Here is a 17,478-nt window from a genome sequence, read left to right on the forward strand (position 1 = left end):
TTAAAATTAATTCCAACCTGGATTTTGAATTATTGTACCATTTGAAAGTACAATTTGAGACTGCGGTAAAGGAAACCATCCTTGAGTTTCTGTTCTAAAAGTAACTGCAAACTGAGAATCTCCCGAAGTGTTATCAATAGCAGCTTTCATTGCAGGCATTCCTTGTCTGATTAAATCAAAATAACGTAATCCTTCCAAAGCCAGTTCTAAACGACGCTCTTCCATAATAACCGCTTTAGTTACAGGAATTCTGTGTGTTGTACTTTTAAATGCACGGTCACGAACTCTGTCTAAATCTGCTTGCGCTAATGCCGCATTAGAATCTAAATTCAATTCTGCAGCCATCAATAAAACGTCAGCAAAACGGATAATTGCGTAATCTTGGTAATTATCAATTTGGAAATTTCCACCATTAGCTTCTACAACAGCAGTTCCTGCTGCGTTTGTAATTGGGCAGTATTTTTTCCAAGAATATCCAGTATATTGACGTTGCTCTCTAGCTTGTGGATCAAAGTTTAAGTTTTCGCCTGCGTAATCAATAAATGAAGCCGCTTTTCTGCTATCTGTAGCATCATAAGCTTCAACTAGTTTAGGATTTACAGGTGCTCCTCCCCATCCAGTTGCATATTTTCCAATAGATCCTCCACGTGGTGCAATGTTTACTTGAAAACGGTTTCCTTCATGAAGATCCCAGTTTCCTTTTCCTGATCCGTTAAAACGAACAGCCCAAACCATTTCTGTATTGTCTTCTCCAGCAAAATTTTCAAAAGAAGCTGCTAACCAAAGATTAGCAAAATCAGCAACTAAACCGTGACCACTATTATTTACAGCATCATTAATATAAGTTGTTACTTCTGCTTTTGAAACTACACCAGCTAAATCTGGTTTGCTGTATGCTCCTGTGTAAAACAAGAAAGTTCTAGCCAAATAAGCTTCTGCAGCCCATTTTGTAATACGACCGTAGTTTGCATTTCCAGCTTGCGAATAGTTTTCTGGCCCTAAGTTGTCTGCTGCAAATTTCAAATCGTTTGCAATTAAAGCATACGTAACTTCTGCTGCTTGTCTTGGCAATTCAAACTCACTTGTTGTCACGGTGTGATCTAATGGAACTATATCTCCAAACATTTTTGCCGCTTGAAAGTGAAAGTGTGCTCTCAAGAAACGAGCTTCAGCTTCGTAACGCGTTTTCAAAGCTGTATCTGATCCCCAGTTTACTTTATCTAAATTTTCTAATAAAATGTTAGCTCTGTAAATTCCAAGATAAGAGTTTGTCCATGTTAAGGCGTTCATATCTTTATCTGTAGTATATTGAAAGCGGTCCCACTGTAAATCTACCGTTGGGTCAGCAATACCAAATCCACCAAAACAGTTATCAGATGCTTGCTCGCTTACGATCAATTGAGTACCGTAAGCTTCTCTTTGCAATATGTCATAAACAGCAACCAAACCTTCAAAAGCATCAGATGGAGTTTTATAAAAATTCTCTGTTACTTTATCTGTATATGGTTCGTTTTCTAAAAAATCCTCCGAACAAGAACCTAAAACAAGTAAGCTTGAAAGGGCAAATAATTTTATATATGTTTTCATCGTTTTCAAAATTTAAAAATTAACATTTAGACCCATCAAATAGGTTCTTGGCTGAGGATAATATCCAACGTCAATTCCTTTAGCCCAAGACTGGTTTACGTTTCCGAAACCAATTTCTGGATCCATTCCTTTGTACTTCGTGAAAGTGTAAATGTTATTTCCTGCCACGTACAATCTGAATTTTGAGAAGAATTTAAGTTTGTCTGTTAACTTCGTTAAATCACATCCAATTGTAGCATTTTTGATTCTGAAGAAATCTGAATCCTGAATGTACAAATCAGAGAATTTAGTATAGTTTCCGTTATCATCTGTTCCGTAAGTTACTCTTGGAATTCTGTTAGAAGTTCCTTCAGTTGTCCATCTGCCTAACACTTCAGTCGTGTTATTTGTGTAAGCACGTGTGTAATCGTGAACTCCAAAAACGTTTTGACCTCCAGCGATACCGTAAGTATTAACAGAGAAATCAAAAGCTTTGTATGATAATTCTAAGTTAACTCCGTAGTTGATATCTGGATTTGGATCACCAATTTGAGTTTTATCATTTGCATCGATTTTCCCATCATTATTTAAATCTACGAAACGAACGTCTCCTGGCACTGCATTTGGCTGAACACCGGCTGCAACTTCAGTAGCATTTTGGAAAATTCCAGCTGTTTTTAATCCGTAGAAATAACCCATTGGTTTTCCAACCTCAACACGGTTCATTTCGTCTAAACCTTGAAATAATACGTTTGATTCTCCGTGAATGATTCCTTCGTTGTTAGCAATTTTCAACACTTCATTTTGGTTACGAGAAAGGTTTGCGTTGATTGCAAAATTCCAGTCTTTTCCAAAACGTGTGCGGTAAGATAAACCAATCTCAAAACCTTTATTGCTTACGTCTCCACCATTAATGTAAGGTGCAGTTGCTCCAGCATAAGTTGGGATAGATGCCAATACTAACCAATCTTTAGTTTTCTTGTCATAGTAATCAAAAGTTAAAGTAAAATTATTAAACAATGTAGCATCAAAACCTAAGTCTAATTGCTCAGAAGTTTCCCATTTTAAGTTACGGTTTGCCAATTGGTCTGGGCTTGAACCTACTAAAAGAGTTTCGTCACCAGTTCCGAAGTGATATGTTTTGTCTGTTGAGTTTACAGTCGACAAATAAGCAAATCTTCTACCAAATTGGTCATTACCATTTTGTCCCCAGCTTGCTCTTAATTTGAAAGTATTTAAAACTTTGTTTTCTTTAAAGAAAGCCTCTTTATCTAAATTCCATCCTGCAGAGAACGATGGGAAAATAGCATATTTGTTGTCTGGACCAAATTCTGATGAACCGTCACGACGAACTGTTGCAGAGAATAAGTATTTGTTGTTGTAATCGTACAATAAACGTCCGAAGTAAGATTGAATCGCGTAATCTTTACGGTTTCCTTTAACCACATTTGATGTCGGATCTTTTGCATTATCTAAATAAGCATGTTCGAAATCATCAAAAATTAAGTTTCTTCCTTGACCTTCCATATAATCAGAAGTATTCTTTTTAGCAGAAGTACCTACTAATACATCAAAATTGTGAGAATCAACAATGTTGAATTTGTATTGAAGTGTGTTTTCAAAAATCCATCCTAAAGATTTTGTTCCACTTTGAGTTACGCTCGAAACCGTGTTATTGTCATTTGAAGAAAGAGAATAAACTGGTCTGAAAGAACGGTAGTTGCTATCTGTCATATCAACACCATAACTTGTTCTGAAAGTAAAGTTTTTTGCAAATTTCAATTCAGCAAAAATATTACCTACATAGCGATTTGTTTTAGTCTGATTGAAGTTGTTATAGTATAAAGATCCAACTGGATTGCTGATATCCTGAGAAATAATAGAACGAGCAAAACCTCCATTTTCGTCATACGCCTCATCAATCGGAGCTGCATTTAAGAAACTTCTAATTGCGTTGCTATAAATTCCATCATCTGCAACACCGCTTGATTTGATGTTTGATAATGTGAAGTTTTCTCCAATTTTCAAATATCCTTTAATAATTTCTGAAGTAGAGTTTAATGTAAAAGTAACACGGTCGTATTGCGATTGATTAGTAGATCCTCCAATCATACCTTCTTGTCCGTAGTAAGATAAACCAGTTGCAATTGTAGATTTTTCGTCACCACCTGTAATTAAAAGAGAGTGATTTTGTTTCATTGCACCTTCGTTGAACAAATCTTTTTGCCAATCGTGGTTAGGAAATCCTGCAATTTGCTCTTTAGAATATAATGGCGCATAACCAGAATTTACACGAGCTTCGTTCATGATTGTAGTATATTCTTGTGTATTCATCAAATCCAGTTTTTTTGCAATCTGCTGAAAACCTGTGTAAGAACTGAAAGACACATTCATTTTACCATCTTTTCCTTTTTTAGTTGTAACTAAGATAACTCCATTTGCCGCTCTTGCTCCGTAGATAGAAGCTGCAGAAGCATCTTTCAAAACGTCAACCCTTTCAATAACAGATGGATCAAGATATCCGATTCCGTTATCTACTACTACACCATCAACCACATAAAGCGGATCGCTATTTCCTGCTGTACCTGCTCCACGAATATTTACCACCATATTCGCTCCCGGCTGACCAGAAGATGAAGTTACAGAAACTCCAGAAGCCTGACCTTGTAAAGCATTTACAACATCAAGAGACGCAACTTGCTGAATGTCTTTTCCAGACACCAAAGAAGTCGCAGCTGTATTTACTTTCTTCTTTTGAGTACCGTAACCGATTACTACAATTTCTTTAAGTTCTGCAGTTTCTGGGTTTAAAACCACATTAACTGTTTTTTGAGTTCCAACCGTAATATTCTGTGATTTGAAACCCACAAAAGTGATCACCAAAACATCTCCAGTTTTAGCTTCAACTTTATATTTTCCGTCAAAATCGGTAACAGTACTCGATTTTGTTCCCTGTACTTGTACAGTTGCTCCTGGAACTCCAAATCCGTCTTCGGAAGAGGTAATTGTCCCACTTACAGTTTTGGATTCTTGAGCAAATCCAAACTGCATCATAAATACGCTAAGCAGCACCGCCATAAAATATGGAAGCTTTGTTGTTTTAATACAATTTTTGCTTTTCATAATAAGAATTGATTAAGTTTAAGTTATAGTTAGTGTTTTTTACCTTAGGAGAAATCCCGGAAAAACTTCCCAAGCAGGTCATGCCAAAAAAGAGGGCCTGAATCTCTTTTCCAACATTTAGTACTTGCAGACTATAAACAACTTCAAAATCGATTCTTTGGGCAAAATTTGATGATGGTAATCTCAACAAAAAGCGATTTAAATCAATTTCTTAAAAAAAACATTGTGGTAAGTTTAAGTTAAGTGTAGCTTTGTTCCTTTTTTTACTTATAGTCAATTTGAATTTATCTTATGGTAAATTTGACTACAAGTGTAAAACAAATTTTCTATATTAACAAAATATTAGGGTTATTTTTTTTTGATTCTGATTAATACTAAGTCATTTTTATCAATGTTGTAAAATCTGAAGTAGAATTGAAATAAAAAATATAGAAAAATCAACGTTTTATAAAATTGACAATCAGCTATTTAAGAAACCCTTTAAAAAAGAGAGGTTTTTTTCACATTTTTAAACACCTGATTATCAAAATTTTGTTTCGTTAAAAAAAATATAAGGCTTTCAAAAAGGTTAATAATGATTTTATTTATTTAATTTGTCAAAATTTATCTCGTATATGGTGGAAAATGAAGAAGACAAAACTGCTCTAAAAAATGAAAACAGCGCGATGAACGCCATCACGATTGACTGTGTTATTTTTGGGTTTGACAAGGGCAGCCTTGAAGTGCTTTTGGTGCAGCATGCCGAAGGTATTAGTAAAGGAAAATGGGGTCTTCCAGGTGGATGGATTTACAAAAAAGAAAGTACCGACAACGCCGCTCATCGTTTATTGAATGAGCTTACTGGTCTTGATAATATTTATCTGGAACAATTGAAAGCATTTGGAGATCCAGATCGTTTTCCGTTGCGACGCGTTATCACAATTGGATATTATGCATTAGTAAAAAGAGAAGATTATAATATTAAAGCAGGTTTTACAGCTTCTGATGCAAAATGGTATAAAATCAATGAAATTCCAGATTTGATTTACGATCACAATGAAATTCTAGATTATAGCATAAAACATCTTAGAAATAAAGTTCGCCAAACACCAATTGGTTTTAACTTATTGCCAGAAAAATTCACTTTATTGCAATTAATGCAGTTGTATGGAGAAATTTTAGGAATCGAAATGGACAAACCAAACTTTAGAAGAAAAATTCTTCACATGAAACTTCTGGTTGCGTTAGACGAAAAACAGCAAGATGTATCGCACAGAGCGGCACAATTGTACAAGTTTGATTCAGAAATTTATGAAAAACTAACTGAAAAAGGATTCAATTTTGAATTCTAATTTTCAATACAAATTAATAATACGACAACAATAAATTGACTGAAATAACTACTAACCATCACAAACCAGCCGTTGACGGAATCACAATTGACTGTGTTTTCTTCGGATTTAACAAAGAGAGTCTCGAAGTTCTCTTGGTTCAGCACGCTCAAGGCGAAAGTAAAGGCAAATGGGGTCTACTTGGCGGATGGCTTCAAATAGATGAAAGTGCCGATAACGCCGCACAGCGTATTTTGCAAGAACTCACAGGACTTGAAGATATTTATTTGGAACAGCTGAAGGCATTTACAAATCCGCAGCGTGTTTTGGAAAGACGTGTTGTGACCATTGGTTATTATACTTTAGTAAATAGAGAAGATTATAATATTAAAGCCAGTTTACGAGTTATCGAAGCAAAATGGTACAAAATAAAAGATATTCCTGAACTGATTTTTGACCACAACGAAATTCTAGATTTCAGTTTGTCACAATTAAGAAACCGTGTGCGTCAGGCGCCAATTGGATTTAATCTTCTTCCAGAAAAATTTACTTTATTGCAATTAATGCATTTGTACGAAGAAATTTTAGGAATCGAATTGGACAAATCGAATTTCAGAAGAAAAGTGCTTCACATGAAACTGCTTACAGCATTGGATGAAAAGCAAAAAGACGTTTCGCACAGAGCGGCCAAACTTTACAAATTTGACCCTGAAATGTATAAGAAATTAACAGAAAAAGGATTCAATTTTGAATTTTAATGCCCTTTTTAATTCTTTACCCTCAACTATCCTATAACTAGATTCCAGAATCCAAAACTTTGCGCTATCTTTGCGCCTTAATAACATGCTTTAAAGCAATTGCTTTAGACTGTTTTATACCCAAAAAATACTTAAACTCGTTATAGAGAACTGATATATACAAATGAAGAAGATACGTAACTTTTGCATTATTGCACACATTGACCACGGTAAAAGTACATTGGCGGACAGATTACTAGGCGCAACACAAACCGTTACAGCTCGTGAAGAAAAAGCGCAATTGCTTGACAACATGGACTTAGAGCGTGAGCGTGGAATCACGATTAAAAGTCATGCCATTCAGATGGAATACACTTACAAAGGTGAAGAATACATTCTGAATTTAATTGATACTCCTGGCCACGTAGATTTTTCATACGAAGTTTCGAGATCTATCGCTGCCTGCGAAGGTGCTTTATTGATTGTTGATGCTGCGCAAAGTATTCAGGCACAAACGATTTCAAACTTATATTTAGCTCTTGAAAACGACTTAGAAATTATTCCAGTTTTAAACAAAGTCGATTTGCCAAGTGCTAATCCAGAAGAAGTTAGTGATGATATTATCGATTTATTGGGATGTAAATTAGAAGATATTATTCACGCATCTGGAAAAACTGGTTTTGGTGTTGAAAACATTTTGGCTGCCATTATCGAAAAAATTCCAGCTCCAAAAGGAAATCCTGATGAGCCATTACAAGCTTTGATTTTTGACTCAGTTTACAATCCGTTTCGAGGAATCGAAGTTATCTTTAGAGTTGTAAATGGTGAAATTAAAAAAGGGCAAAAAATTAAATTCATGGCCACTGGAAATGAATATTTTGCTGACGAAATTGGAACTTTAAAATTAAATCAAGTTCCTAAAAATGTAATTTCTTCTGGTGATGTTGGTTATTTAATTTCTGGAATTAAAGAGGCAAAAGAAGTAAAAGTTGGAGATACGTTAACTGACGCTAAAACTCCAACAACCAATATGATTACAGGTTTTGAGGATGTAAAACCAATGGTTTTCGCTGGAATTTATCCTGTTGATACTGAAGACTACGAAGATTTGCGTTCTTCAATGGAGAAACTGCAATTGAATGATGCTTCATTAGTTTTCACACCTGAAAGTTCTGCAGCGTTAGGATTTGGTTTCCGTTGCGGATTCTTAGGAATGCTTCACATGGAAATCATCCAAGAACGTTTAGAGCGTGAGTTCGACATGACTGTAATTACTACAGTTCCTAACGTTTCGTATTTAGCTTACACTAAAAAAGATCCAGAAACTGCATTTGTTGTAAACAATCCTTCTGACTTACCTGAACCATCTCGTTTAGACAGAGTTGAAGAACCATTTATAAAAGCTACAATCATTACAAAAGCTGATTTCGTTGGAAACGTAATGAGTTTATGTATTGAAAAACGTGGTCAAATTACCAATCAAACGTATTTAACAACTGAAAGAGTTGAATTGAATTTCGATATGCCTTTGGCGGAAATTGTATTCGATTTTTATGATCGTTTAAAAACCGTTTCTAAAGGTTATGCTTCTTTCGATTATTCTCCAATCGGAATGAGAACTTCGAAATTAGTTAAATTGGACGTTCTTTTGAATGCTCAAACTGTCGATGCACTTTCTGCATTGATTCACGAAGATAACGCGTATAACATCGGTAAAAAAATGACTGAGAAATTACGTGAGTTAATTCCGAGACAACAATTTGATATTCCGATTCAAGCTGCAATTGGAGCTAAAATTATCGCTCGTGAAACGATTAAAGCACTTCGTAAAGACGTTACCGCAAAATGTTACGGTGGAGATATTTCGCGTAAGCGTAAACTTCTTGAAAAACAGAAAAAAGGTAAAAAACGTATGCGTCAAGTAGGAAACGTTGAGATTCCTCAAGAAGCATTTATGGCTGTTTTGAAATTGAATGACTAAGTTTTTCTTTAGAGAATAGAAGAAAAAACAAGAATATAGACTAAACCCGATGACGAAAGTTGTCGGGTTTTTTGTTGAATTCTTGTCAGAAATTAAAAAGGTTTAACCTACAAAATTATACAAATTTTAACTTGATAAGTTGATTGTTAACGCGTTTGACTAAACAAAAGGGTTTTTAAAATAAGGAAATATAATTTTAATCTTACAAATCATTAAATATGTAAGATTATGAAAACCAAATTATCAGTTATTTTAGCACTTTTCACCTTTTGTTTTGTAAATGCTCAAGAAGAGCAAGCAGAAACCGAAATGAATTCTGCAAAAGGTGTGACTTTTCAACAAGGCGATATGTTTCTTGAAGGTTCTATAAAAATTAGTACAGGCGGCGAAAATGATTATTATGGCTTTAGCCCAAAGTTTGGCTATTTGCTAAATGATAAATTCGCAGTTGGTGCAAAACTGGATTATTCAAGCAATAAAGAACAAGCAACAGGTATTGAAACCAATGTTTTTGGAGTTGGAGCTTTTGCGCGTTACTACTTCTTAGAATTAGACAAAAAAAGATTTAAAGCTTATGGTGAAGCAGGTTTAGGATTTGGAAGAAACAAAACCGAAACACCGCTTGCTGGAAGTGATACTGACAACAGTTTAACTGCCGATATTAATGTGGGATTAAACTATTTTATCACTAAAAATATTGCAGTAACTTTTGTTTTAGCAAATGTTTTGGCTTACAACAGCGTTTCTCCAGAAAACGGACCATCGTCTGATACTTTCCAATTAAATATCAATTTATTTGAAAATATCTTCGACCAGCCACAATTTGGATTATTGTATCGATTTTAATTTTTTTGCGATTTAATAATCGAAAAGCTGTTTCAATTTGGAACAGCTTTTTTATTTATATAAAGATTAAACCTTTGTAACTTTGAGCCTCTGAACCTTTGAACCTAGAAGAAAAAATGCTTGACGAAACCCCAAAACGATTTGACCGAATTGTTGCTATTCTCATTCAATTGCAATCTAAAAAGATTGTCAAAGCACAAGAATTAGCCGATCGTTTTGAGTGTAGTTTGAGAACTATTTATAGAGATATTCGAACTCTTGAAGCTTCTGGAGTTCCAATTTATAGTGAAGCTGGAGTTGGTTATGCTTTAATGGACGGATATCGCCTTCCGCCGGTAATGTTTACGCGTGAAGAAGTCAGCAGTTTTATTGCAGCAGAAAAACTGATGCAGAAATTCACCGATCCTTCTTTGGGAACACACTACGCGTCGGCGATGTACAAGCTTAAATCAGTATTAAGAAGCAATGACAAAGATTATCTTTCGAACATTGAATCGAGAATTGTAATGCAGGATGCAGAACCGATGTTTAATGATAATTCGCCCAATACTTTGGCTGTTCTTTTTGAAGGAATTGCTGAGAAAAAGCAAATTCTTCTAACCTATAAAACTTTTGAAAAAGAAGAAACTACACAACGAAATCTAGAACCTGTTGGCGTTTTTCATGATAATAATAATTGGTATTTTTTAGGATATTGCCATCTAAGAAAAGATTACCGTCAGTTTAGAACTGATCGAATTCAGGAAATTAAAAAAACAGACCTTGATTTTACAATCGAACACGATTCTCTAGAAACGTATTTAACCAAATCCGAAACGATTCCGACAACAAAAGTTCGAATTTTGGTTCAGAAAAAAATCGCAAGATATTTAGCTACCGAAAGGAAATACCACGGTTTTATTTCACAAAAAGAAATAGGCGATGAAATCGAAATGACGTTTATGTCGCATAGTCTTCAAGACGGTTTTCCGCGATGGTTTTTAATGTTTGGAGATTACGCCAAAATTCTAGAACCTGAGTCTTTAAAAACAAGAGTTTTAGAATTATTAGAAATCAACAGACAAAGACTTTTATAAAAAAACTCCCAAAGAAATTCCTTTTATCTTTGGGAGTTTTTTTTATTATTGATTTGCCTTCACTACATTATAAAAATTATAATCGGTGTTTGAGGCATCTGTGATTCCGACATTACGTCCAATTGTTACAATTTGTCCTCGATGGTAAGTTCCATGATTGATAACTTGAATTAAATATTCAGAAATTGGCAATTCGCATTCAAACCACGGATTTACGATTTTAACTTCTTTCATCAAATCTTCTTCAGATAATGAGTTTATAAGATGTTTCAATTTTGTAGACGAATTTAATAATCCGGCAAATATTTCTTCTTTTGATAATTCGCTTTCTTCTTTCTTTTCAGATAATGAAGATTCGGAAATGACAGAAAACCAATATTCTTCAGTAGACCAGATATGATCGAGCGTTTTCATAATTGTAGAAAAACTTGACGGCACTTCGGCATTAAGCAATTCATCTGATTTCGGCGAAAGCCAATTCACAAATTGCTGATTTACCCATAAATTATAATCTGCATAATTGGACATTATTCTTTTTAAACCCATAATCTCAAATTTTAATTTTTAATTGAATGAAGACCATAAATGCTTATTCTCTTTCCCAGAAAAATGGTGGTTCGATATTTAAAGCTCTTAAATAAACGTAACCTTGCCCACGGTGATGAACTTCATTATCAACAAAATACAAAATATTATGGATAATAGGAAATTCGTACTGGCCAAATAAATTAAAAGTTTCGCTGAAATCTTCAATAGATAATTGTTCCCAATATTTATTGATTTCTTCTGTAGCCTGATCCCATTTTTCAAGATATTGCGCTTTGAAAATTAGTTTTTCTTCAGCCTCTTTGTAGGGCTGAGCATCTCTATTAACAATTCCTTTTAGAGCAGGAACAGCAATTGCTAAAAGTTCGTCAACTAATTTTGAAAAAGGTCGCATTCCTCCAATAGAAAATTCGAAGAAATCTTTTTCTGGAAAAACTTCAATTACGCGACGTGTCAAAGCTCTATGCCCTTGCCAATGTTTTAATAATTCTTCTGAACTGATTACTTGTGCTTCTAATGTTTTCATGGTTTTAAAGTTTAAATATTTTTAATAGTTCAAAAGTAGAATGGGCCGGTGACAACAGTTTGTCAGCAGCAAAAAATAATTTTAAAATATTTTTTTAGCCAGAAAACGTAGACACAAACTGCAATGCGTCTCCATATAATTCGTTTATAAAAAACCTTTGCACCTCTGAACCTTTGTTTCTTTGAAACTTAAAAAGAAAAAACTTAGCCCCTTAGCATCTCAGAATCTTAGCATCTTTAAAAAAGCATCTTTAAAAAAATCCTTTGTACCTTTGCACCTTAATAACTTTGGAACTTAACAGAAATGATTGAAGATAAAAATCAGCAGAGAACTAGTATAGCTCAATTAGGCGAATTCGGTTTAATTGACCATTTAACCAAAAACTTTGATGTTATTCAAGAGTCTACTTTAAAAAGTATTGGCGATGATGCTGCCGTTCTTGATTTTAAAGATAAAAAAGTAGTCGTTTCAACCGATTTATTAATTGAAGGAGTTCATTTTGATTTGGCTTATATGCCTTTGAAGCATTTAGGTTACAAAGCGGTTGTGGTAAATGTTTCAGACATTTGCGCGATGAATGCAAAACCGACTCAAATTACGGTTTCGGTTGCCGTTTCAAATCGTTTTCCTTTGGAAGCTTTAGAAGAATTATTTGCAGGAATTACACACGCAGCAAAAGAATATAAAGTTGATGTTGTTGGTGGAGACACAACCTCATCTCAAAAAGGATTAATTATCAGTATTACTGCAATTGGTGAAGCTGACGAAAATGAATTGGTTTACAGAAACGGAGCCAAACAAACCGATTTATTAGTTGTAACTGGCGATCTTGGTGCGGCTTACATGGGATTGCAGGTTTTGGAACGCGAAAAACAAGTTTTCCAGGTTAACCCAAACAATCAGCCAGATTTAGATCCTTATACTTATTTGGTGGAACGCCAATTGAAACCTGAAGCTCGAAAAGATGTTCGTACTTTGCTTCATGCTTTAGAAATAAAACCAACCGCAATGATTGATATTTCAGACGGATTGTCTTCTGAGATTATTCATATTTGCAAGCAATCTAAAGTGGGTTGTAATTTATATGAAGACAAACTTCCATTAGATCCTCAGTTTATTTCTGCTTGCGAAGAATTTAATATTGACAGTACAACAGTTGCTATAAATGGCGGTGAAGATTACGAACTTTTATTTACAATCGACATCAATGATTTTGACAAAATAAAAGGAAATCCGAATTTCTCTATTATTGGACATATGGCGGAAGAAAATGAAGGAATACATCTTGTAACCCGCGCCAACACAAAAATTGCCTTAAAAGCACGCGGATGGGATGCTTTGGGCGAATAAGTTTAGTATTCAGTCACTGTCTCAGTATTCAGTAACAAAAAAAACACCTAATAGGTTTAAAACTCATTAGGTGTTTTTTTATATCATGATATTTCGCTTTAAAAATCTAAAATCTGAACTCTAAAATCTAAAATTTTAAAAGAGCCCTTTACTTTTTGCTTCTTTCACCAAATCTAAATCAGAATCGTTTTTAACTTTTAGCAATTCTTTCAAATGTTTTTTTCGTTTTTCGATGGCATTTAAAGAAATCGGAATATGCTGCAGCATTTCAGGAATTGAAGTTCCTTTTGCCAAATGAACTAATATCTGCTTATCGTATTGGTCAATTTCGATTGCATTGTGTGTAGATTGATTCAACATTTTTACAACCGACTGGCTATAATATTTTTCGTTTTTCATCACTTTATCAAAAGCCAAAAGCAATTCGTCAAAAGTGAGATCATTTTTTATAATCAATCCGTTGGGCTGAATTGTTCTGATAATCGTTTTAATTTTCAGCAATTCGGTGTACATCGTCAAAAGAATAATCTTGCACGAAGGCATTTTTTTTGAAAGTAATTTTGCTAAATCTTCGCCAGAAAAAATCTCTTTTTCCTCGTAAGGTGGCATACTGATATCTAAAAAAGCTATATCAAAATTAGAAGTGTTGTCGTTTTCTATTATATCATAACCTGATCTGCAATCATGCGCCTGAGAAATTAAAAACTCATATATTTTTGGTTTATAGCGAGTTATAGCATTTTTATATCCTTCAATAATAAACGGATGATCGTCTACTATTAAAATATTCTTTTTGACTAATTGTGGAACTGGGGCGGTTAAATCAAATGTCATTATTATGAAGGTTTGAGTTGGGGTCTATTGGGACTTTTATAATGAGAACTGTTCCTTCTCCCTTGGCAGAATTTATCGTAACTGTACCCTTACATTCTTTTGCACGATATTCTATATTATGCAAACCAATTCCGTTTTTGGTCTTATTAGCATTAAATCCAATTCCATCATCTTCGATGGTCAAAACCAAATTATTGTTTTCGTTTTTAAACTCCACTTTAATAATATCTGCCTTAGCATATTTATTGCAATTTTGAAGTCCTTCCTGAACAATTCTATACAAATTAATTTTTTCAATATTACTTATCAAATCCCATTTAATCTCAGGATCAAAAGCAGTAATCAATTTAGAGCTATATGTATTTCTCTGGTCTTCAAATAGTTTAATCAGCATTGAAACAAAATTATTAATTAATTCTGATTTTTCTCTATTTAAATCATGCGAAATTTCTCTAATATCCTGTTCAACATTTTTCAGCTCAGTAAGATATTTTTTCCTTTTAGAAGCAGCTTCGGCTTCATCGACTTTATCTAAACTATCCAAACTTATTCTAATACCAAACATACGTCCCAAAACGCCATCGTGCAATTCTTGTGCAACTCTTTTCTTTTCTTTTCTTCGCGTAAGCTCAATTTCATTTTGCTGCGAAATCATCAAATTGTAAATATCTTCATTTGCAATCTGCTGTTGCTGTTTAAAAAGCAATTCCCGATTTTTGGCTTGCTGTGTTTTGTAAACGTAAAAAAACAGTCCGAGCAATGTACAAATACTAAATACATAAACCAAAGTTTTATTTTTTTCCTGCAAACTAGAATTTTGGTCTTTTATTTCGTTGGTTTCATACTCAATACGAGAGAATTTTTCTCCCATATTTCGCTCTGCTTTGAGCATTTTATCATTCAATTGAATATATTCTTTTGAATAAATTGAGGCTTTTTTATTGTCTACTATTGAGATTTGTCTAAGCGCATCTAATGTATTCTCTGCGTCATTAGATGTTCTGGATAACACTAAAGCTTCTTTAGCAAATTTTATCGCATTAGTAGTATCTTTTCTCAAAGAATAATACTCAGACAAGTGAATTTTACTTAGCATAACTCCAGAATTAAGCCCTAAGCTGTCTCTTATTGTTAAGGCTCTGAAAAATTCTTCTGGCAGGCTATTAAAATCTCTCGATTTCATTCGTGCATACGCTAAATTGTCTAATGCCATGGCATACAGAGACGTATATTCTTGAAACAATTTTTTTTCATTCAATGCTTTTTTAAAATATATTTTTGCATTGGTGTAATCTTGTTTACTTAAAAAAACATATCCGATATTATTTAAAGAAGAAGCTTTAAGCTGCAATTCGGGCTGAATATCCTTTTGTTCAGAAACAGTTAAAGCTTTATTATGATATTCTAGAGCTTGTGTATAATCTTCACGTTTATTATAAACAATTCCTAAGAAGTTATAACAATCATAAAGCAGGTCATTTACATTTTCTCTATCTTTTAAAATTGTAAGCGCCTTAAAAATAGTAATTTCACTAGCAAACAAATCTCCATGATCAAATTGTAAACTAGCTCTGTTAATATAAGTTCTGGCTAAACTAGATTCTTCCTTAATTCTAGTATAGATTTTCTCAGCCGCAAAATAATTTAAAAAAGCACTGTCTGGAACCGCTTCCATTCTAAAATAATCACCTAGATAAGAATGGGCCTTTGCAATATTTACCGAGTCTTTGCTTTTTAATGCTCTCTGCAAAATAAAATTGGATGTTTGTTTATAAGCCTTCCAATCGCTCATATTATAATATCTATTTGCAACCTTAAAAAGATTAATCTTCTGTACCGAATCATCTTTTTGTTTTACAATAAGATTAAAAGCTTTCTCATTAAATTTTTGTTTTTCTTGCAAAGATAAATTTACATCATTTGATAATGAAAGATAGATTGAAAGACTATCTTGCGATTTATCAGGAATCATATTATTACTGCGTTTTTCGGTACATCCAAAAAATAAAGCAGTTAAAAGAAATAATATAATAGAATTAATTTTCAACACTATGAGAGTTTTCTCAAAAATAGTAAAACTACAAACAAAAAAAAAGCCTTCAAAAAATGAAGGCCTTTTGTAAATTATATAATGTTTTATTTAATCTAGTTTCTTATTTATAATAGATTGGCTGTCTTTAGAAAAACTATTCAAATTATCCTGATTTAGAGTAACATCTACTTTTCTTCTTCCCAAGTTGCCATTCTGGCCTGGATCAATAGAAGCTATAGTGTCTAATTTTGATACATTACCATTTATTTCTGTTGATGCAAAAGAAGTTGCTACTGCTACTAAAGAAAATAATCCGATTGTTAAAGCTGTTTTTTTCATGACTTGAGGTTTTAAGTGATTTGTTTTAATTTTTGGGGCTGACCCGCTTGTCTGCTTGCGAATCAGAGTGTAAAACTAACACCAGTGTCAAAAAAAATTTATACGAAAAATTAGGTTTGTGGTAGATCATACCCAATTGATAGTCAATGGATAGCAAATCAGTGTAATTGTCTAGTTTTTAGACTTCTAGGTAATTTCCTGCTGCAAAATCGGCAATAATTTGCTCTACATTTGCTCTGTAGGTTTTAGAAAAAGGAATCTTTTTAGTAGAGTTTTTTATGTAACAGATTGAGTTTCCGCTATGAATCCTTGAAATGTAATTTCGATTAATTACATAACTGTTATGAATACGAATGAAAGGATAGGTCAAAACACTCTCAAAATGCTTTAACGTTTTAAATGCCGTAATCATTTCGCCCGTATTTAAATAAATATCTGTCGAGTTATTATCGGCTTGAAAATAACAAATATCTTCAGCATTCAAATATCGGTAATCTCCATACGATTTGATACAGATCGTTAATGGTTTTTGAATGTTTTGAGGAATTGTTCCTGCATCTATAACAACAGAAACCGGTTCTTCTCTAAACGGAGCTATTTGAGTATTTAAATTGGCTTTATTGAGTTTTAAAATTGTTTTTAAGAGGTCATTTGGCGCAACTGGTTTTAAAAGATAATCGAAAACGCCATATTGAATCGCATCAAAAGCTTTTTCTTTGAGTTTTGTTGTTACAATAATTTTCGGAATCTGCTGAAAAAAGCGATGAAGTTCGCTAATAAAAGCCAAAGATAAATGGCTTGATAAATTTTGAGGTTCGATTTCGAGAAAAATCAAAGCAGGTTGGTGTTCTAAAACCAAGTTTAAACCGTCCTGAAAATTTGATGCCGATCCCATAAAAGATAATTCTGAAAAACCTGAAGCAGTCGTTTGGGTCTTCAAAATGCTCTCAGCGTCATCATCAATTATAATATATGAATGCTTTTTCAATTTCAGGTCTTGTTGGTTTTCTCACTACGCAATCATAATCAAAAAATACGTTTAATTTACTGTAATGAAGAAAAAAATTGTTCTTACAGATTTTTTAATTTTAAAATTACGGATTTAAATATTTTAAATACTTCAATGTTAACACATTAAGCCAAAATGTTGATACATAATGATGAAATGCAAAAAAAGCCGATAAAATACCTCTTTTAGAAAATAAAAATCCC

At 33.4% G+C, this 17,478-nt stretch carries 14 protein-coding genes; 6 read left to right on the forward strand and 8 right to left on the reverse strand.

Annotation, left to right across the window (positions count from 1 at the left end):
* Positions 1–6 precede the first annotated feature (6 nt).
* Both QLQ96_RS03940 and QLQ96_RS03945 read right to left on the reverse strand, forming a co-directional pair.
* Positions 7–1,587 (reverse strand): RagB/SusD family nutrient uptake outer membrane protein, encoded by a 1,581-nt coding sequence (locus QLQ96_RS03940; protein ID WP_482494852.1) that lies wholly within the window; start codon positions 1,585–1,587, stop codon positions 7–9.
* Positions 1,588–1,599: 12 nt separating this feature from the next.
* Positions 1,600–4,689, reverse strand: coding sequence for a SusC/RagA family TonB-linked outer membrane protein (locus tag QLQ96_RS03945; RefSeq protein WP_482494854.1), 3,090 nt, complete (start codon positions 4,687–4,689; stop codon positions 1,600–1,602).
* A gap of 614 nt (positions 4,690–5,303) precedes the next feature.
* On the opposite strand from QLQ96_RS03945, the gene QLQ96_RS03950 reads away from it, so the two are divergent.
* From QLQ96_RS03950 to QLQ96_RS03970, 5 genes are all read left to right on the forward strand, one after another.
* Positions 5,304–6,020 carry an NUDIX hydrolase gene (locus QLQ96_RS03950; RefSeq protein ID WP_482494856.1) on the forward strand — a complete coding sequence of 239 codons (717 nt, stop codon included), beginning with the start codon at positions 5,304–5,306 and terminating at the stop codon, positions 6,018–6,020.
* A 35-nt stretch (positions 6,021–6,055) separates the two neighbouring features.
* Positions 6,056–6,757 (forward strand): NUDIX hydrolase, encoded by a 702-nt coding sequence (locus QLQ96_RS03955; RefSeq protein ID WP_482494858.1) that lies wholly within the window; start codon positions 6,056–6,058, stop codon positions 6,755–6,757.
* Positions 6,758–6,920: 163 nt separating this feature from the next.
* The gene (lepA, locus tag QLQ96_RS03960) at positions 6,921–8,717 is read left to right on the forward strand and encodes a translation elongation factor 4 (protein ID WP_095953833.1); all 1,797 of its coding nucleotides are present in this window, start codon (positions 6,921–6,923) and stop codon (positions 8,715–8,717) included.
* Between the two features lie 228 nt (positions 8,718–8,945).
* On the forward strand, positions 8,946–9,563 hold the full coding sequence (locus tag QLQ96_RS03965; protein ID WP_482494860.1) for an outer membrane beta-barrel protein: 618 nt from the start codon (positions 8,946–8,948) through the stop codon (positions 9,561–9,563).
* Between the two features lie 116 nt (positions 9,564–9,679).
* Positions 9,680–10,639, forward strand: coding sequence for a helix-turn-helix transcriptional regulator (locus QLQ96_RS03970; protein WP_482494862.1), 960 nt, complete (start codon positions 9,680–9,682; stop codon positions 10,637–10,639).
* A 45-nt stretch (positions 10,640–10,684) separates the two neighbouring features.
* Here the strand turns inward: QLQ96_RS03970 and QLQ96_RS03975 are convergent, their stop codons facing one another.
* Complete coding sequence (locus tag QLQ96_RS03975; protein ID WP_482494864.1) at positions 10,685–11,185, reverse strand: DinB family protein; 501 nt, start codon at positions 11,183–11,185, stop codon at positions 10,685–10,687.
* Positions 11,186–11,228: 43 nt separating this feature from the next.
* Positions 11,229–11,711, reverse strand: coding sequence for a DinB family protein (locus QLQ96_RS03980; RefSeq protein ID WP_482494866.1), 483 nt, complete (start codon positions 11,709–11,711; stop codon positions 11,229–11,231).
* A gap of 303 nt (positions 11,712–12,014) precedes the next feature.
* Here QLQ96_RS03980 and thiL point away from each other — a divergent pair, with 303 nt between their 5' ends.
* Complete coding sequence (gene thiL / locus QLQ96_RS03985) at positions 12,015–13,061, forward strand: thiamine-phosphate kinase (protein WP_482494867.1); 1,047 nt, start codon at positions 12,015–12,017, stop codon at positions 13,059–13,061.
* Positions 13,062–13,196: 135 nt separating this feature from the next.
* On the opposite strand, the gene QLQ96_RS03990 is transcribed toward thiL, so the two are convergent.
* The 4 genes from QLQ96_RS03990 to QLQ96_RS04005 all read right to left on the reverse strand — a co-directional run bounded on the left by QLQ96_RS03990 (position 13,197) and on the right by QLQ96_RS04005 (position 17,254).
* Entirely contained in the window at positions 13,197–13,895 is a 699-nt protein-coding gene (locus tag QLQ96_RS03990) for a response regulator (RefSeq protein WP_482494869.1), read from the reverse strand.
* A complete protein-coding gene (locus tag QLQ96_RS03995) occupies positions 13,885–15,942 on the reverse strand; it encodes a tetratricopeptide repeat-containing sensor histidine kinase (RefSeq protein ID WP_482494870.1) in 2,058 nt (685 codons plus the stop codon). Before QLQ96_RS03995 ends, QLQ96_RS03990 begins: the two co-directional genes overlap by 11 nt.
* A 93-nt stretch (positions 15,943–16,035) precedes the next feature.
* Positions 16,036–16,266 carry a hypothetical protein gene (locus QLQ96_RS04000; protein WP_482494872.1) on the reverse strand — a complete coding sequence of 77 codons (231 nt, stop codon included), beginning with the start codon at positions 16,264–16,266 and terminating at the stop codon, positions 16,036–16,038.
* Between the two features lie 178 nt (positions 16,267–16,444).
* On the reverse strand, positions 16,445–17,254 hold the full coding sequence (locus tag QLQ96_RS04005; RefSeq protein ID WP_482494874.1) for a LytR/AlgR family response regulator transcription factor: 810 nt from the start codon (positions 17,252–17,254) through the stop codon (positions 16,445–16,447).
* Positions 17,255–17,478 lie beyond the last annotated feature (224 nt).

Source organism: Flavobacterium sp. B167r, from assembly GCF_056824315.1.